This is a genomic window from Pseudomonas sp. OA65, assembly GCF_017498305.1.
Taxonomy (GTDB): Bacteria; Pseudomonadota; Gammaproteobacteria; order Pseudomonadales; family Pseudomonadaceae; genus Aquipseudomonas; species Aquipseudomonas zanjanensis.
This window is the reverse complement of sequence record NZ_JAGDEZ010000069.1, coordinates 1-17,586: the sequence shown is the minus strand read 5'-3', so window position 1 is coordinate 17,586 and position 17,586 is coordinate 1. Positions and strand designations below refer to the sequence as shown.

At 59.1% G+C, this 17,586-nt stretch carries 18 protein-coding genes; 9 read left to right on the top strand and 9 right to left on the bottom strand.

The window, feature by feature from the left end:
* From J3361_RS28590 to J3361_RS28570, 5 genes are all read left to right on the top strand, one after another.
* A partial coding sequence (locus J3361_RS28590) for an RHS repeat-associated core domain-containing protein (protein WP_207967349.1) occupies positions 1-1,627 on the top strand: 1,627 nt, incomplete at its 5' end.
* Between the two features lie 11 nt (positions 1,628-1,638).
* Positions 1,639-2,061 carry a hypothetical protein gene (locus J3361_RS28585; RefSeq protein WP_207967348.1) on the top strand — a complete coding sequence of 141 codons (423 nt, stop codon included), beginning with the start codon at positions 1,639-1,641 and terminating at the stop codon, positions 2,059-2,061.
* Positions 2,062-2,133: 72 nt separating this feature from the next.
* Positions 2,134-2,643: a hypothetical protein gene (locus J3361_RS28580; RefSeq protein WP_207967351.1), complete on the top strand. Its 510-nt coding sequence runs from the start codon at positions 2,134-2,136 to the stop codon at positions 2,641-2,643.
* Positions 2,621-3,037: a hypothetical protein gene (locus tag J3361_RS28575; protein ID WP_207967347.1), complete on the top strand. Its 417-nt coding sequence runs from the start codon at positions 2,621-2,623 to the stop codon at positions 3,035-3,037. The genes J3361_RS28580 and J3361_RS28575 overlap by 23 nt, the downstream gene beginning before the upstream one ends.
* A 102-nt stretch (positions 3,038-3,139) precedes the next feature.
* Positions 3,140-3,451 carry a contact-dependent growth inhibition system immunity protein gene (locus tag J3361_RS28570; protein ID WP_207967346.1) on the top strand — a complete coding sequence of 104 codons (312 nt, stop codon included), beginning with the start codon at positions 3,140-3,142 and terminating at the stop codon, positions 3,449-3,451.
* A gap of 209 nt (positions 3,452-3,660) precedes the next feature.
* Here J3361_RS28570 and J3361_RS28565 read toward each other — a convergent pair whose 3' ends face one another.
* Together J3361_RS28565 and J3361_RS28560 are read right to left on the bottom strand one after the other, a co-directional pair.
* Positions 3,661-5,448 (bottom strand): bifunctional diguanylate cyclase/phosphodiesterase, encoded by a 1,788-nt coding sequence (locus tag J3361_RS28565; protein ID WP_207967345.1) that lies wholly within the window; start codon positions 5,446-5,448, stop codon positions 3,661-3,663.
* Positions 5,449-5,566: 118 nt separating this feature from the next.
* On the bottom strand, positions 5,567-7,645 hold the full coding sequence (locus J3361_RS28560) for a carboxy terminal-processing peptidase (protein WP_207967344.1): 2,079 nt from the start codon (positions 7,643-7,645) through the stop codon (positions 5,567-5,569).
* 139 nt (positions 7,646-7,784) lie between these two features.
* Here J3361_RS28560 and J3361_RS28555 point away from each other — a divergent pair, with 139 nt between their 5' ends.
* The 3 genes from J3361_RS28555 (at position 7,785) to J3361_RS28545 (ending at position 10,511) form a co-directional block, all read left to right on the top strand.
* Positions 7,785-8,747 (top strand): zinc-binding dehydrogenase, encoded by a 963-nt coding sequence (locus tag J3361_RS28555; protein ID WP_207967343.1) that lies wholly within the window; start codon positions 7,785-7,787, stop codon positions 8,745-8,747.
* A gap of 337 nt (positions 8,748-9,084) precedes the next feature.
* Positions 9,085-9,720 (top strand): DUF1326 domain-containing protein, encoded by a 636-nt coding sequence (locus tag J3361_RS28550; protein WP_207967342.1) that lies wholly within the window; start codon positions 9,085-9,087, stop codon positions 9,718-9,720.
* Positions 9,721-9,722: 2 nt separating this feature from the next.
* The gene (locus J3361_RS28545) at positions 9,723-10,511 is read left to right on the top strand and encodes a DUF2182 domain-containing protein (RefSeq protein WP_207967341.1); all 789 of its coding nucleotides are present in this window, start codon (positions 9,723-9,725) and stop codon (positions 10,509-10,511) included.
* A 205-nt stretch (positions 10,512-10,716) separates the two neighbouring features.
* Here the strand turns inward: J3361_RS28545 and J3361_RS28540 are convergent, their stop codons facing one another.
* The 6 genes from J3361_RS28540 to J3361_RS28515 form a co-directional block, all read right to left on the bottom strand.
* Positions 10,717-11,370, bottom strand: coding sequence for an HAD family hydrolase (locus J3361_RS28540; protein WP_207967340.1), 654 nt, complete (start codon positions 11,368-11,370; stop codon positions 10,717-10,719).
* A gap of 45 nt (positions 11,371-11,415) precedes the next feature.
* Positions 11,416-12,405: an ABC transporter ATP-binding protein gene (locus J3361_RS28535; protein WP_207967339.1), complete on the bottom strand. Its 990-nt coding sequence runs from the start codon at positions 12,403-12,405 to the stop codon at positions 11,416-11,418.
* On the bottom strand, positions 12,402-13,202 hold the full coding sequence (locus tag J3361_RS28530) for an ABC transporter permease (RefSeq protein WP_186710129.1): 801 nt from the start codon (positions 13,200-13,202) through the stop codon (positions 12,402-12,404). Before J3361_RS28530 ends, J3361_RS28535 begins: the two co-directional genes overlap by 4 nt.
* On the bottom strand, positions 13,189-14,025 hold the full coding sequence (locus J3361_RS28525) for an ABC transporter permease subunit (protein WP_207967350.1): 837 nt from the start codon (positions 14,023-14,025) through the stop codon (positions 13,189-13,191). Before J3361_RS28525 ends, J3361_RS28530 begins: the two co-directional genes overlap by 14 nt.
* A gap of 5 nt (positions 14,026-14,030) precedes the next feature.
* Entirely contained in the window at positions 14,031-14,837 is an 807-nt protein-coding gene (locus tag J3361_RS28520; RefSeq protein WP_207967338.1) for an alkaline phosphatase family protein, read from the bottom strand.
* 185 nt (positions 14,838-15,022) lie between these two features.
* A complete protein-coding gene (locus tag J3361_RS28515) occupies positions 15,023-16,090 on the bottom strand; it encodes an ABC transporter substrate-binding protein (RefSeq protein WP_207967337.1) in 1,068 nt (355 codons plus the stop codon).
* A 349-nt stretch (positions 16,091-16,439) separates the two neighbouring features.
* On the opposite strand from J3361_RS28515, the gene J3361_RS28510 reads away from it, so the two are divergent.
* Complete coding sequence (locus J3361_RS28510) at positions 16,440-17,168, top strand: UTRA domain-containing protein (protein WP_207967336.1); 729 nt, start codon at positions 16,440-16,442, stop codon at positions 17,166-17,168.
* A 7-nt stretch (positions 17,169-17,175) separates the two neighbouring features.
* Here the strand turns inward: J3361_RS28510 and J3361_RS28505 are convergent, their stop codons facing one another.
* Positions 17,176-17,358, bottom strand: coding sequence for a hypothetical protein (locus J3361_RS28505; protein ID WP_207967335.1), 183 nt, complete (start codon positions 17,356-17,358; stop codon positions 17,176-17,178).
* Between the last annotated feature and the right edge of the window lie 228 nt (positions 17,359-17,586).

Below are 17,586 nucleotides of genomic sequence, written 5' to 3'. Positions count from 1 at the left end.
CTGCGGACGCCTCAACCACCTGCGCCTGCCGGACGACAGCCAGCTCAACTACCACCACGCCCCGGGCGGCGCACTGACCGCCATCGACCTCAACGGCACGCGCCTGACCGAACACCGCTTTGACGGCGCTCGCGAACGGCAACGCCAGCAAGGCCAGTTGCTCAGTGACTACACCTACGACAAACAGGGCCGCCTCAAGGCCCAGACCGCGTGGCAGAACCCACAGCAGCAACTGCTCTGGCGCGATTATGCCTACAGCCCCAAGGGCAACCTGCAAACCCTTTCCGACCACCGAAGCCGCCGCAGCTACCAGTACGATTCTCTAGATCGCCTGACCCGCATCGACTTTTCCCACAGCGAACCGCCGGAACACTTCAGCCACGACCCGGCCGGCAACCTACTGATGCAGGACCGTCCCGGCCCGACCACCCTCAAGGGCAACCGCCTGCTGACGGAGGGCGACCGCCACTATGACTACGACGCCTTCGGCAACCTGATCCGCGAACGCCGCGGCCCGGCACTGGTCAGCGCCTACCGCTACGACAGCCAACACCGCCTGATCGGCCTCACCACGGCGGACGGCCGCGAAACGTCCTATCGCTACGACGCCTTCGGCCGACGCATCAGCAAGACCGTGGATGGCCTGACCACGGAATTTTTCTGGCAGGGCGACCAGGTCGTCGCCGAAAACAGCCCTCGCCATCACCGCAGTTACATTTACGAACCGGACACCTTCCGTCCACTGGCGATGCTCAACGGTGAAGGCCACGACGCGCGCCCGTTCTACTACCACCTCGACCACCTGGGTACGCCTCAGGAACTGACCAACCCCGCCGGCCAGATCGTCTGGTCGGCGCGCTACAACGGCTACGGCAAACTCACCGAACTCCAGCACGGCGACGGCGAACAGCTTGAGCAACCGCTGCGTTTCCAAGGCCAATACTTCGACCCGGAAAGCGGCCTGCACTACAACCGCCACCGCTACTACAATCCCGAGACTGGCCGCTATTTGACGCCTGACCCGAGCAAGTTGGTGGGTGGGCTCAATGGGTACCGGTACACCCTGAACCCGACGGGGTGGGTGGATCCGTTGGGGTTGGTGGATTGTCCGGGGAAGGGTGGGTGTAGGCCGGCGGTTGGGGAGCAGGATCCGGCGGCTAAGGTTGGGGTGGATGAGGGGGAGCCTGCGCTGCCCAAACCGACCGCCGCTGAGTTGGCCGAAAAAGAAGTCAGGCGTCTAGATCGGGAGCAAGGCATGCATATGGTCAGTAAACATAGCCCTGCGGTTTCAGATCAGGTGTGGAAGAGGCGGGCAATTGACGGTACAGATCCCTTAACTGGTAGGACCCCTCCGCATAGGAAGGGGAATCCAAGTTCAAGGTTTAATAGCTGGGAGTTACAGCTAAAGGCCTATGAGTTAGCTATTGCAAAGAAAAATAGCGGGCATGAACTGCTGGTGGATAAAAATGGAAGCAAATATCTACGGGCAGATCTACCGGGCGCGGGAAAAGGATACATTCCAAATCCCAAAGATCCAAACGATCCGAAATTGGTTAACATGAATCGCATAGAAATGAAATTTGATCGGGATACCGAAGTTCCATTTACACCGTATCCAATAAAATAGGAAGTAATAAAGTGTTCGATCCAAGCACCGGCCAGCCATATATACCCACGCCTGCATATTTTTTGAGTTGTTTTGATATATATGATCGAGAAGAAACGCTAGGGGAAGAGCTTGAAAAATATGACCCCAACAGCCCAGCGGATCGAGAGATATTAATCTTAAACTACTCACTGTCTAAAAAATGGAAAATAACGTACAGGCAAAAATTTGCATTGTATAAAAGTTTAGAAGAAGCGTTGCAAGACAGCGATTATGATTTTCAGGCTTTACTAGAACACGATTGTCAGGAGTGCTCATCGCTACCCAACGGGTGGGACACAATGGACAATCCAAGAGTTTTTTTTGAAGATATATATAGACTGGCGAGTGAGCTGTGGGCGGATGATCTCCGTAAGGCAGAATCCGAGGATAGATCTACTTGGTATTATGTATAGCTGAATTGACGAAAAGAGCTTTGGAGATTGGCGACACTTTCAATGATTTGTTTGAAGATATGGATACATATTTTGAACAAGAAATTCATGATCGGTGACACTTTATGGAGGTATTGCTGGATTGCCTCAAGCGCTATCAATCAGAAAATGCTCCAGAATCCTAAACTCATAGAGAAATTGCATTTGAAAAAATTTAGAAGATACGGCTCGTATACACCTAGTGGAAGTTCAACAGAAAGCCACGCCGGAATTTTAAAGTCCCCCAAACCGAGGCAGTGGTACGCTAACTGCAGCACCAAATTCAATAGTTTTCGAATACAGCATCAAGCCATAAATGAAGCACTGACCCGCGAAGCAAGAGGTCTTCCACGTTTTACCGGCGAAGACAAAAGAGGGAATCCAGTCGTGCGTATGTACATGCCAAAGGTTGGGCAAGGATACATACCAAACGTACATGACAGGGAAAACCCAATATTTCAAAGCGAAATTAATGTATTCGAAGTCAGGTTCGATTACGAAACGCTACGTCCGGTCACCGCTTATCCCGTAGGAGGTTTTGATGTTGATGCATCCGTTTCTTGATCGTCCCTATGATCCTCAGATCAGTCATTTTCTCGGCGGCTTCGAAATATATGATTGCGAAGAGACTCTGGGAGAGGAATTATCGCAGTATGATCTCGAATGTGCCGAAGATCGGAAAAAGCTGATTTATAAGTACGTGGTTCATCGTTTTAGAAACCTAAGCTATCGTCACAAATTTTTATTTTTTTGTGTGCTCGCAATTGCACTCGACGATCCGGAGTATGATTTTGGTGAGGTGTTCGAACACGAAGTGGTTTCACATTCAGCCCTTCCGCCGGGATGGGATGAAATGGAGGATTTCAGAGTTTTCTTTGAGGATATCTATAAGTATCTAGCAGAAGAGTGGGACGAGGATCTTCATAAGGCCAGCCAGGAAGATCCAGCAACCTGGTAGTTTCCGGAAGCGGAACGTCCGTTGCGACATTCCCACGCAGGAGCGTGGGAACGATCAACAAAATCCAATGGGGATTTTTTTGCTAACACGTTTTCCGGAAACATGAATAAAGAACTTCCTGAACTACATGATTTTTTTGGGGCCTATTTTCATCAGGATTGGTCAGCCGAGCATGAATCCGCTGAGCAAGTCCTTGAAGCCTTTCTAGCAGAGTCGGGCGTCGAGATACTGAAAACCGTTCAGCAAGAACTCGATGTCCTACTTGGCAAAAAGGAAAATGAATTGGAGTTGAGAGAGTATTTATTAAAAGAGTTAAGTTGCTATTACAGTTATTGGAACACATGGGGTGTCGGCGAGGTGTGGTTACGGCATATTGCGAGCAGTCTGAAAATTAGAATCGATAGTCTTTGCTGAGCTATGGCTAATCAATACACCACCAGACAGCTTTTGTGGCGGGGGAGCTTGCTCCCGCTGGGTTGCGAAGCAGCCCCAAAAACAACTAACTCGGTCAGTCAGACACACCGAGGCGTTGGCAGAAGAGGGGGGCTGCTGCGCAGCCCAGCGGGAGCAAGCTCCCTCGCCACAGGGGTAGCGCCAGGCGTTCGGGCCAATGCGGGATTCACTTACACCGACAACCCCAACGCCACCACAGGCGTCCGCCCAGCCAACCCCTCCACCAAATACACACTCCCTCCCAATATCTCCTTGGCATGGTGCTTGGCCTGCGAAGCCAGTTCCGCCAACTGGCTGGCATCCAGTCCCTCGCAGGCCTCAGTACGCAGGTGCACCACGCCAATCGACAATGACAACAACGCAAACTCCTGCCGAGTGCCCTGTCGATTCAACGCCGTAAAACACCCCGCCTCCAAATGCTCGGGGCGGTAGAAGCGGCGGCAGTGGGTCTGGAAGTCGCTGAGTAGTTGGTCCAGGCGCTTGCGCCAGTCATCGGGGCCGAGGACCAAGAGGAAGTCGTCGCCGCCGATGTGGCCGACGAAGTCGCGGCTGGGGTCGATGCGTTCGTTCAGGCATTGGGCCAGGCACAGCAGGACTTCGTCGCCGCGGCCGTAGCCGTAGATGTCGTTGAAGGGTTTGAAGCTGTCGATGTCCACGTAGCAGATCACTGATTCCTGCCGTTGCTGCAGCAGGCGCGTGAGGCATTGCTGGATCGGGACGTTGCCCGGCAGCAGGGTCAGTGGGTTGGCGTAGCGAGCCTGTTGGATTTTCAGTTCGGTGATGAGCTTGAGCACGTCGATCACCCGGCCCAGGCCCAGGTAGCCGCCGTTGAGGGTGATGATGAAATCTTCTTCGATGCGCTGTCGGGCGCGGCTGGTGATCAGGCGGCTGACTTGTTGCAGCGACTGGTTCAACTCCACCGCCAGGAAGTCATCGCTCATCAGCCGACTGATGGGCTTGCGGGCGAACAGGTCGGTGGCGAAGGGCTTGAGCAAGGCGTCCGAGAGTGAATGGCGATGGACGATGCCACAGGGCTGGTTCTGGTTGTCCAGCACTGCCAGGGAGTTGAGGTTGGCCTGGCGCCGGAACGCTTCCAGCACGCTGGCCGTCGGTGTGTTGTGGGCCACCGCCGGCTGTTCGTTGAGCAGGGCGCTGAGGTCATTGACCTCATCATTTAGCGCTGCCACACCGCTATCCTGCTTGGGCATCAGCGCCCTGGCATCGCGGGACGGTTGTTCCTGGGGCCGGGCCAGCAGGTAGCCCTGGACCAGATCGACGCCCATTTCGATCAGCACCGCCAGTTCTTCCGGCAGTTCGATGCCCTCGGCAATCACCTGGGCGCGGGAAGCCCGGGCAATTTTCAGGATCGAGCCGACGAACTCGCGCTTGAGGGCGTCCTGATGGATGCCGTCGATGAAATGCCGATCGATCTTCACATAATCGGGGCGCAATTCGGACCACAGCCGCAGGCTCGAATAACCCGCGCCCAGATCGTCCAAGGCAATCGAGAAACCCATGGCCCGGTAGTGATGCAGGGCGGTTTGCAGGAGCTGGAAGTCATCGATAGGGGTTTGTTCGGTCAGTTCGATCACCACCTGGCTGGGCGCAATGCCTAAGTCCTGCAGCAGTTGCAGCGTACGCCCCGTTTGGTGCGCGGACTCCAGCAAGGACTCGGGCGAAACGTTGAGAAACAGCTTGCCCGGTAGCTTTTGCTCATTGAAGCGTTGGCAGGCGCTGCGGCGACAGGCCAGTTCCAGTTCGCTGAGGCGTCCGGCCTGGCGCGCCACCGAGAGCAGCGCGATGGGCGAGTGCAGCGGGCTGTTGGAAGGGCCGCGGGTCAAGGCTTCATAGCCCACGATGCGCCGTTCGGAAAGGCAGAGGATCGGTTGGAACAGGCTGTGCAAGCCGCGTTGAGCCAGGATCGAACTCAAGGCACTCAGCTGTTCTGTCGTGGTCATGGCAATCTCTGGCGATAAAAAAAGGACCGGGCGCGGGGCACCCAGTCCTGTATTTCACGACAGACTGATGTCAGTTTGATGACACTCCGACGAGCATCACCATTAAATGGCCATCATCTTAGTGCTTGGCGATCGCCGTGTTGAGTTTCAGGTAATCCAGCAGGATCCGCCCGGTCTCGCTCAGGTAGGCATCGTCTTCCGGCTTGGTTTTCTCCGGTTCGGTGATCAAGTCTTCGTCCTCTTTCTTCAGCTCTTTGAGCGGTTCTTCGCCCTTGGCCTTGCGACGCAGGTTTTCCATGGCCAGTTGTTTGGCCTCGATGTCGGCATGTTGCGCACGACGCTCGGCTTCGTTGAGGGTGACGGTTTTTTCCATCATTAACTTCTGCGCCAGGGCCAGCTTGTCGCGGATGAACACGAATTCCGCGTCCTGGGACGAGCGCGCGTCGTGGTCGGACTTGAGCTGGGCCAGGAACGGCTTGAACGGGTCCGAGGCCGGTTTGATCGCGGGCCGGATGGTGTCCCACGGCATGGCTTCGGGCAGGGCGCTTTCACCAATTTCCTTGGTGTCGATGATCGACGGGTAATCGATGTCAGGCAGCACGCCCTGATGCTGGGTGCTCTGGCCGGACACTCGGTAGAACTTCGCCAGGGTCAGCTTCAGTTCGCCGTGGTTGAGCGGCTGGATGGTCTGCACGGTGCCTTTGCCGAAGGTCTGGCCGCCGATGATCAGCGCACGGTGATAGTCCTGCATGGCACCGGCGAAAATCTCCGAGGCCGACGCCGACAGGCGGTTGACCAGCAAGGCCATCGGCCCCTTGTAGAACGCGCCCGGGTTTTCGTCTTCCAACACATCCACCCGGCCATCGGCGTTACGCACGAGCACGGTAGGGCCCTTGTCGATGAACAGGCTGGTCAGCTCGGTGGCTTCTTGCAGCGAGCCGCCGCCGTTGTTGCGCAAGTCGATGACCACGCCGTCGACTTTTTCCTTTTGCAGTTCGGTCAGCAGTTTCTTGACGTCGCGGGTGGTGCTCTTGTAGTTCGGATCCCCGGCGCGGAAGGCCTTGAAGTCCAGGTAGAAAGCCGGGATCTCGATGATGCCGAGCTTGTAGTCCTTGCCGTCCTGTTTGAGGTTGAGGACCGATTTCTTCGCTGCCTGTTCTTCCAGTTTCACCGCTTCACGGGTGATGGCCACGATCTTGCTGGTCTGGTCGTTCGGCGCATTGCTGGCCGGGATGACTTCCAGGCGCACCACCGAGCCTTTCGGGCCACGGATCAGCTTGACCACTTCGTCCAGGCGCCAGCCGACCACGTCGACCATTTCCTTGTTGCCTTGGGCGACACCGATGATCTTGTCCGCCGGGCTGACCTGCTTGGTCTTGTCTGCCGGGCCTGCCGGGACAAGGCGTACGATCTTCACCTGGTCGTTGTCACTCTGCAGCACCGCACCGATGCCTTCCAGGGACAGGCTCATGTTGATGTCGAAGTTTTCCGCGTTATCCGGTGACAGATAGTTGGTGTGCGGGTCGTAGGACATGGCGAAAGTGTTGATGTACGCCTGGAAAATGTCCTCGGCACGGGTCTGGTCCAAGCGTGCCAATTGGTTCTTGTAGCGCTTGGTCAGGGTTTCCTGGATCTGCTTGGGATCCTTGCCGGCGATCTTCATGCGCAGCACTTCGTCCTTGACGCGCTTGCGCCACAGGTCATCGAGTTCGGCTGTGCTTTTGAGCCAAGGGGCGTCCTTGCGGTCGACCTGCAGGGTTTCCTTGGTGTTGAAATCGATTTTGTCGACGCCTTTGTTCAGCTCGGCAAGGGCGTAGTCCAGACGCGCCTTCACGCGGTCCAGGTAGCGCTTGTAGATGGTGAACCCGGCGTTCAGGTCGCCGCTCTTGAGGAAATCGTCGAACTGGGTTTTCCACTTGTCGAATTCGGCGATGTCGCTGGCCAGGAAATAACTGCGCGATGGATCGAGCAGCTTCAAGTAGCTGTCATAGATGATGACCGAGCGCGCATCATCGAGCGGCGGCTTGCTGTAGTGATGGCGCTTGAGCAATTCGACGACGTTAAGGCTGGCGATCACTTCGTCACGATCGGGCTGAAGCTTGTCCCAGCTGTTCGCCGCGAACGTATCGTTCGACAACGGTAACAGGCCGAGGCCAATGACGAGCGCGAGGGCGGTGCTGGGGAATAAGTGCTTCATGCTGATTCGACGCAGGGACAATTGATAACGCATATTAGGCCGTCTTTGAAGTCGCCGGTTCCATGTGGCCCAGGCGCATAATGCAAGAAAGCCCGGCGTTGAAGCAGCGGGCCCAGTCGAGACTCACTATGGAGGCACCGTGAAAGCATTGCAAGGCGTTGAAGGCCAAGTGGTATGGGCTGATGAGCCAAGTCCGGGGTGTGATGTCGGGCAAGTTCGCATCCGTGTGGCGGCCGCCGGCCTGAATCGGGCCGATTTGTTGCAAAAAGCCGGACTTTACCCACCGCCACCCGGCGCCAGCCAAGTGTTGGGGTTGGAGTGTTCGGGGGTGATCAGCGAGGTTGGGCCGGGCTCGTCCTGGCAGGTGGGCGACCGCGTTTGTGCGTTGCTGGCCGGCGGCGGGATGGCCGAGGAAGTGGTGGTCGATGGCCGGCATGTATTGCCGGTACCCGAGGGCTTGTCATTGGCTGAAGCGGCCGGGCTGCCTGAGGTCTACAGCACCGCGTGGCTGAATCTGTTCCAGTTGGCGGCGCTCAAACCGGGCGAGAAAGTGCTGTTGCACGCCGGCGCCAGCGGCGTCGGTTCGGCCGCGATCCAGCTGTGCAAGGCGTTCGGCAATCCGTGCTGGGTCAGTGTCGGTTCGGCTGAGCGGCTAGCCTATTGCGAGGCCTTGGGTGCCCAGGGCGGCGTGGTGCGCACCGATGGCCTGGAAAGTTTGAACGACCTGGGTCCCTTTGACGTGATCCTCGATCCAGTGGGCGGCAGCTACGCCAAACTCAACGTGAAACTTTTGTCAGTTGACGGCCGCTGGGTCTTGATCGGCCTGATGGGCGGGCGCACGACTGAACTCGATCTGGCCCAGGTGCTGGGCAAGCGAATCCAGCTGCTTGGCTCGACCCTGCGCAGCCGTGACGAGCAGTTCAAGGCCGACCTGATCAGCGAGCTGGGCCAACAGGTGTGGCCGCTGTTTGCCGACAAACGCCTGAGCCCGCAACTGGCCCGGACCTTCGCCATCAAGGACGCTGAAGCGGCGTTTGCGGAGCTGGCGACCAACCAGGTGTCCGGGAAGCTGGTGTTGGTGATCGATGAAAGCCTGAGCTGATTCCCGAAGCTGGATGCGGACTTGTGGGAGCAAAGCTTGCTCGCGAAAACGATGGATCAGTTTGCATTGATGCAGAATGTCCGGCCGCCATCGCGGGCAAGCCTTGCTCCCACATGAGGCTTCGGGTGCTCATAGAGCCGGTGTTCACTCCAAATTCCTTGTGGGGGCTGAGCCAAGGCCTTCTATCGACGGTGGCTTGCAACGCTCACCCGCGATCACGGGCAAGCCGACCTTCGGTCGGCAGCCCGTGTCCGATGCGCGCGCCCTGCTAGCGTTAACTAATGGGGGATGGGGTAACCGCAGCTTTCATTTCACCCGCAAGGTGAAGAGGTTGATCATGGCCATCGCCGAATGGCGCATGCAGGGCGTCGAATTCATTGCCTGCAACTGCAATTGGGGCTGCCCCTGCCAATTCAATGCGCCACCGACCCATGGTCATTGCCAGGCGGTGGCGTCGATGCGTGTGGAGCACGGGTATTTCAATCAGGTGGCGTTGGACGGCTTGTGCTGGGCCGCCACCTTCGCTTGGCCGGGCGCCATCCATGAGGGCAACGGCAGTTGCCAGGTGTTCATCGATGAACGCGCCGACGAGGCGCAACGCCAGGCCCTGCTGACCATCCTTTCTGGCTTGGAGAGCGACCCCGGGGCCAATGTGTTCCAGGTGTTCAGCAGCACCATGACTGAAGCGTTCGAACCGCTGTTCGTGCCCATCACCCTATCCATCGATGTCGACCAGCGCTTGGCGCACCTGGACATTCCAGGCGTGTTGCAGGCCAGCGGCGAGCCGATCCGCAGCCCGATCGACGGCTCCCCGCATCGCGTCCGCCTGTCCCTGCCCGAGGGCTTCGAGTTCCATGAGGCCGAAGTCGCCAGCGGCAGCTACCAGACGCATTCAGCCCTCAAGCTGCAATCCCAGGGCAGTCATAGTCACCTCGCCCACGTGCACTTCACCGGCCATGGCCTAGAGCCGTAAAGATGGCAGAACCTCAGGCGGCGGCCCCGGGCAAGCGGCTGACAGGCGAGCAGTGGCTCCTCCTGCTCTGCCTGCTCGCGCTGACCGCCCTGGCCTGGCTGACACTGCTGCGCATGGCCCGCGACATGAGTGCGCCGGGTGGCATGGCTGATGCAGCCATGGCCGGCATGATCATGCCTTGGAGCCTGGGCGATGCGCTGCTGATGTTCGCCATGTGGGCAGTGATGATGGCCGGCATGATGCTGCCCAGTGCCCTGCCCATGTTGCTGATCTACCAGCAGATGCTGCGCAAGCGCATGCCCGCACCGCAGCGACACCTGGCCCTGCTGCTATTCGGCAGTGCCTATGGCCTGGTCTGGGCCGGTTTCGCCCTGGGCGCCACGGCGCTGCAATGGGCGCTCGAGCAACTCGCCTTGCTCAGTCCGGGGATGCGCACCACCAGTACCGCGCTGGGCGCCGGCCTGTTGATGGTGGCAGGTGTTTATCAGTGGCTGCCAAGCAAGGCGGTCTGCCTTGAGCATTGCCGAGGGCCGCTGTATTTTCTGCTCGGCTACTGGCGCCCCGACGTGCTCGGCGGCTGGCGCATGGGCCTGGCCCATGGCGCTTACTGCCTGGGCTGCTGCTGGGCCCTGATGGGGCTGTTGTTTGTGGTCGGCGTGATGAACCTGCTTTGGGTGGCAGTGATCGGTGCCTTCATCCTGCTGGAGAAAAACTTACCCCAGGGACTCTGGCTCAGCCGCCTCTGCGGTGTGTTGTTGCTCGGCTGGAGTTTGTGGCTGCTGCTGGGCTGAACTTGTACCTGAACCTGAGCCTGAGCTTGAACTTGAACCTGTGGGAGCTGAGCTTGCTCGCGATTGCGGTGTATCAGATAAATCAATGCCGGCTGATCCACCGCTATCGCGAGCAAGCTCGCTCCCACAGAGGTTCCGCTATTGCCAGGGATGGATGAGTCCTTGCCGACAAAGCTTGGGTGTTCTTCCTGGGGTTGCTCGGTATTTATTTCCAGGTATGAATCGGCCAGCCGGCCGATTCGGCATGGGCCTTCAATACTGGGTCGGGGTTCACCACGTGCGGGTGATCGACCTTGAGCAACAGCGGCAAGTCATTGCGCGAGTCGGAATAAAAACTCGCGCCTTCCAGGTTCTCTTCCTCGGCGTCCAGCCAGTCCAGCAGTCGGGTGATCTTGCCTTCGCGGTAGGTCAGGGTGCCGACGGTCTGGCCGCTGTATACCCCGTGAGTCACTTCCAGTTCGATGGCCAGGATCTCGTCGATGCCCAGGCGTTCGGCAATCGGCTTGACCAGGTGTGTGCCCGAGGCCGAGATCACCAGGATCCGGTCACCGGCCTTGCGGTGTTCGGCGATGGCCTTGGTGGCGTCGCTAAAGATGATCGGCTCGATGAAATCCTCCACCCACGGCGCCACCAGATGTTCGATCTCCTCTGGCGTACGGCCGATCATCGGCTCCAGGCTGAAGTCCATGTACGTTTCCATGCTCAACTTGCCGTGGCTGTAGGCGTCCATCAGCTCGTTGTTGCGCCGCATGAACGACTCGGGATCGACCCAGCCCAGGCGGCCCATTTGCTCACTCCAGAGGGTGGCGCAGTCGCCGTGGATCAGGGTTTCGTCCAGATCAAAAATTGCCAGGGCCATCAGCGCGTTTCCTTTTCAAAATCAGTTTCAAAATCAACAAAGCCGTCAGGCTACCTCACACAGGGCCGACGGATCGATGGAGATTGCCAATCGTGCGCCATCGGGGTGCAAGTCGGCGGCCGAGCGATTGAGCACATCCACCACCAGCTCCACGCCGCGGGCCTCGACCCGGTAGCGGATGACGTTGCCCAACAGGCTGTGGCTGCGAATCAGCGCGTCGGCCTCGCCGCTACGGCTCAGCTCGATGGCTTCCGGGCGAATGGCGATGCGACCGTTCACCGGCCGCTGCAGCAGTTTGCTCGCGCTGTCGGCGTCCAGCAGGTTGTAGTTGCCGATGAAGCCGGCGGCAAAGACATCGACTGGCGCAGTGTAAAGGGTCTCGGCATCGCCGCTTTGTACGATCTTTCCCTGGTTCATCAGGAAAATCCGGTCAGACATGGTCAGGGCTTCTTCCTGATCGTGTGTGACGAAGATCGTGGTCAGGCCCAACTCACGCTGAATCTGTCGGATCTGTTCGCGCAAGTGCTTGCGAATCCGCGCATCCAGGGCCGACAGCGGCTCGTCCAGCAGCAACAGGCGCGGGCGCGTCACCAGGGAGCGGGCGAGGGCGACGCGCTGGCATTGGCCGCCGGAGAGTTGATGGGGATAGCGGCCGGCAAACTCATGCAGCTCCACCAGGCGCAGGATCTCCAGTACGCGCTGGCGGCTGTCCGCCGCATCCACCTTCTGCATGCGCAGGCCGAAGGCGACGTTCTGCTCCACGGTCATGTTGGGAAACAAGGCGTAGCTCTGGAAAACCATGCCGATGCCGCGTTTCTGCGGGCTCAGCGGGACGATGTCTTGTCCGTCGAGGATGATCTGGCCGGCATCCACCGCGGTCAGGCCGGCAATGCAGCGCAACAGCGTGGATTTGCCGCAACCGGAAGGGCCGAGCAGGGTGACGAATTCGCCCTTGGCGATCTCGCAGTTGATGTCGCTGAACACCGGTGTGCCGGCATAGCTTTTTTGCAGGTGTTGGACGCTGACGTAGCTCATTGGCTTTTGTCCTTGCTCAAGATGTTGGCCGCCCAGGTCAGGACCAGTACGAAGAAGAAGTAGGAGATCACCAGCGCGCTGGTGAAGTGGCCGCTGCTGTTGCGCATGTTGTTCAGGTAGACCTGCAGGGTTTCATAGCGGGTGCCGACGAGGATGTTGGCAAATACGAACTCGCCGAACAGGAACGAGAAGGACAGCAGCAGCGCCACCATCAGGCCCTTGCGCAGGTTCGGCAGCACCACCAGGAACGCCGCCTGGAAGGTGCTGGCGCCGAGCAACTGGGCGGCGTCCATCAGGTCGCGCAGGTTGATGGCTTGCAGGTTGTTGGTGATCGCCCGGTACATGAAGGGCAGGGCGACGGTGAAGTAGCAGCCGATCAGGATCCACGGCGTACCGACCATCGCCAGCGGCCCGGAACCATAGAGTTGCAACAGCCCCACCGACGACACCACCGGCGGCACCGCGAAGGGCAGCAGGATGAGGATGTTCATCAGTGCGTCGAGTTTGGGGAAGTGGTAATGCACCACGAACAGCAACGGCAGGATCAACACCACCGAAAGCACCAGCGCGCCGACACAGACCAGCAGCGATTGACCGAAGGCGTGGAGAAAACGTGGATCGCTCCACAACTGCACATACCATTTGAAGGTGAAGCCGCTGGGCAGCACGGTGGCCGACCAACTGCTGGCGATGGAGTAGACGAGCGTGCCGGCCAGGGGCAGCAGCAGGATGGCGAACAGCAGGTACACCACCACCCGATGATAGAGCCCGACGGAGCCCGGTTCAGCGCGAGACATGGTAGCTCCTCTTGAGCAGCAGTTGATGGACGACGGTTACCACGGTCATCAACGCCACCAGTATCACGGCCAGGGCGCTGGCCATGTTCGGGTCGAGGGAAATGTCGCCGGAGACCATGGCGGCGATGCGGATCGGCAGCACGTTGAAGTTGCCGGTGGTCAACGCGTAGACCGTAGCGTAGGCGCCGAGGGCGTTGGCCAGCAGGATCACGAAGGTGCCCAGCAGTGCCGGGGTCAGCACCGGCAAGCCAATGTGCCGCCAGAACTGCCAGCCGTTGGCGCCGAGCAACTCGGCGGACTCGCGCCAATCTTCGCGCAGGGCGTCGAAGGCCGGATAGAGCAGCAGTACGCCCAGGGGAATCTGGAAGTAGGTGTAGAGAATGATCAGCCCGGTTTTCGAATACAGGTTGAAATCCTCGATGATCCCCGCCTGCTTGAGCATGAGCGTGATGCTGCCGTTGAACCCCAGCAAGATGATGAAGGCGAAGGCCAGGGGCACGCCGGCGAAGTTGCTGGTCATGTTGGCGAACGCATTGACGAAATTGCGCAGCCGCGAATCCACCCGACGCAGGGAGTAGCTGCCGAGCACGGCGATGATGATGCCGAACACGCTGGACCAGAAGCTGATTTCCAGGCTGTGCTGGATTGCCTGCCGATAAAACTTCGAGCTGAAGATCTTGCTGAAGTTGGCCAGGCCCCAGCCGAACTCTTCCGATTCCAGGCTGTTGACCAGCACCCAGAGCAGCGGGGCGATCTGGAACACGATGAAGAAAATCGCGAAGGGCACCAGGCACAACGCTGCCAGCCATTTGCCGCGCGTCATGGCGTTCACTTGAGTAACTCCTGGCAATAGGGTTTGTCGTGGTCGACGCCGAGCAGTTGGCAAATGGTGCCGCACAGTTCGGTCTGCCGGGGCGTGGCGGCAGGATCGAAACTGAAGCCGCTGCCCAAGACAAACAGCGGCACTTCCCGTTCTTCGGCCAGCAGGCCGTTATGGGAGCGATCATTGTTCATGCCGTGGTCGGAGGTCACCAGCACCTGGTAACCGGCGTCGAGCCAGCCTTGCAGGTAGACCGCCAGGTTGATGTCGGCCGAGCGGGCACTGTTGCGGTATTGCGGGGTGTCGAGGCCGTGCTTGTGGCCGGCGTCGTCGATGTTCATCGGGTGCACCAGCAGGAAGTTCGGCAAGTAGCGCTGGCGCAAATGTTCGGCGTCGGCGAACAGATGGGAATCGGGGTAGTGGTCATTCCAATAGAAATGCCCGTATTGGATCGGCAGGTCGGGGTCCTCGGTGTGACGGTCGCGACCGGCGACGAAGGGGGAGGCGTTGTAGAGCTCGCTGACCCAGTGATACGCCGCGGCCGCCGTGCTCAAGCCGGCCTCAGTGGCATAGTGGAAAATACTGCGCTGGTTCGACAGGCGCGAGACATTGTTGTGCACGATCCCGCTGTCGATGGGCACGACGCCGGTGAGGATGCATTCATAGAGCGGGCGGGACAGGGCGGGCAACTCACATTCCAGTTTGTAGAGGGCCGCGCGTCCTGCGCCGACGTAAGCCTGCAAATGCCCCATGGCATGCCGGGCGACCTCATGGTTGAGACCGTCGAGCACCACCAGGATGACGTTGTGCTTCATGGGTACCGGGACTCCGGGCAGGTATCAATGAGGTCTCGGATTCACCTGGTTTCACTGTGGGAGCGAGCCTGCTCGCGATGGCGGCTGACCTTCAACAATGATGTTGACTGACATGCCGCTATCGCGAGCAGGCTCGCTCCCACAGTTGAATTTTCTCCAGATATCCGAATGGGGGGATTACCCCTTTATTGCATGTTGATGATCACTTCTTCCTGCCACTTCTGCGGCAGTGCCTTGGAAGTTTTCTCCCACGCATCCGCGTCCTTGATCGGGGTCACGCCTTTGTACTGCTCATTAGGCAGCAACTTGGCCTGGACCTCTTCCGGCAGTTTCAGGTGCTCGGCGCGGATTGGACGGGCGTTGCCCTTGGCCAGGTTGATCTGGCCGGCGTCGCTGAAGATGTACTCGCGAGCCAACTTGGCGGCGTTCGGGTGCTTGGCGTATTTGTTGATGATGGTGGTGTAGCCGGAGATCACCGAACCGTCGGACGGAATCAGTACGACGTAGTCATCCGGGTTGGCCATCTTGGCCTTGTAGCTCAGGCCGTTGAAATCCCAGACCACGCCGACTTCAACTTCGCCTTTTTCCATCGTGGCGATGGTCGGGTTGGCCATGGATAGGCGCCCTTGCTTGGCGATCTCGGCGAACATCAACAGCGCCGGCTGGACGTTCTTCTCGTCGCCACCGTTGGCCAGGGCTGCGGCCAGCACGCCGTTGGCGGCCTGGGCGGCGGTGCTCACGTCACCGATGGAGACTTTGTACTTGCCGGTCTTCAGGTCGGCCCATTTGGTCGGCACTTCGGAACCGTGCAGCAGCTTCTTGTTGACGATGAAGGCGATGGTGCCGGTGTAGGCCAATGCCCAGTTGCCGTCCTTGTCCTTGGCCCAGGCCGGTACTTGTTCCCAGGTGCTTGGCTTGTAGGGTTGGACCACGCCCTGCTTGACCGCGATCGGGCCGAAGGCCGCCCCGACGTCGCCGATGTCGGCGCTGGCGTTGTCTTTCTCGGCGGCGAACTTGGCGATTTCCTGGGCCGAGCTCATGTCGGTGTCGATGTGTTTCAAACCGTAGACCTTGGCCAAGTCGTCCCAGGTGCCTTTCCAGTTTGCCCAGTCATCGGGCATGCCGACGCTGTTGACGGCGCCTTCCGCTTTCGCAGCGGCTTCCAACGTTTTCAGATCGGTGTCAGCGGCCATGGCGGCGGTGCACATGGCAATGGTCGTGCCTAACAGTGATGCCAGGAAAAGCTGTTTCATCCGAAGCTCCTATGGGCGTTTTCAACGCTGCGATTGCGGTTGTGTTGGTCTAGGTCAGCAATACCTGAGCCAATGTAGGCGAGCCCTGTGACATTTTGATGTCGGTGCCGGATCTCCCGGGAAATGCCAGGCTCGTGGGGGTTGGCTGCGAATTAAGCGTAGACCATGGTTAAACAGCTGATCTGCAAGGACTTGGCCGTGAATTTGCACGCTGGCAAAACGACCGTTCGGCGGCTCTGTCATCTGCCAGTCATGTGCAGTGCCTAGGCTTGCTGAACCCTAAAGCGGATCTATGAGCCATCGATCCTGCCCCGAAACAGTGCTGGTCTAGTCCAGATAGGTAACGTTGATGCGCATCGATGCAACCAAAGCGGTGACAGCCATCGGACAGGTCCTGCAAGAGCAGCTCGACCACGGGTTGCTGGCGCCCGGCAGCAAGTTGCCGGCCGAGCGCAAGCTCAGTGAGTTGTTCGGGACCACGCGGATCACCGTGCGCGAGGCGTTGTTGCAGCTCGAAGCCCAGGGGCAGATCTATCGGGAGGAGCGCCGGGGCTGGTTCGTCTCGCCGCCGAGGCTGGCCTACAACCTGATGCAGCGCAGCCATTTCCATGCCATGGTCGCTGCCCAGGGGCGGGTACCTTCTACCCAAGTGATTTCTGCACGCCTGCAACCGGCTTCGGCGGCCGTGTGTGCCTGGTTGCAGTTGCCGGCGCTGTCCAGCGTGATCCAGATCTGTCGTGTGCGGCGTATCGACGAGCGGCTGGTGCTGTACGTCGAGCACTACCTGAACCCGCAGTTCTTCCCGGACATCCTCGGGTTCGATCTCAACCAGTCCATGACCGAACTGTACGCCCGCCACTACGACCTGCACTACGGCCGGGTGAAGTTCGAAATCGTGCCCACTTCTTTACAGCCGGAAGCGGCGGCGGCGTTGAAGGTTTCGGTGGGCAGCCCCGGTCTGCGCATCGCACGGGTCAACTATGACCAGCACCAGCGGCTGATCGATTGCGACCTGGAGTTCTGGCGACACGATGCGATCCATGTCGGCGTGGATGTGCCGGAGCAGCCGCCGACCTGAGGCAGGCTCAGAGCGATTCGTTGAGCTTGCTGAGGATCTTGATCACCACCGTGGCGAGGATCAGCAGCATGCCGATCCACATGGCGAAGACGCCGACGTTCTTGTCACGGAAGTTGAAACCGATGGCCAGCAGGATCATGCCGGCGATGATAGGCACCAGCATGGCGTTGAACGCAGACATCGAGATCATGGCGACAGCCTTGTCGGGAGGGATAAGGTCAGTCTAGTTGGGGTTTTGTCGGGGTGTGCTGATGTATGTCACAGCCTCCCCGAATCTTGAGGTGGACATCATTGTGGCGAGGGAGCCCCCGCCGCGTCTTCGACGCTGCGCTGTCGCGCAGCAAACAATTATTCGGCCTAAGATAGGAGGTGCGCGCAGGACAGAGGCCGTAGTTATCACTGGCGTGTTCGCACCCGA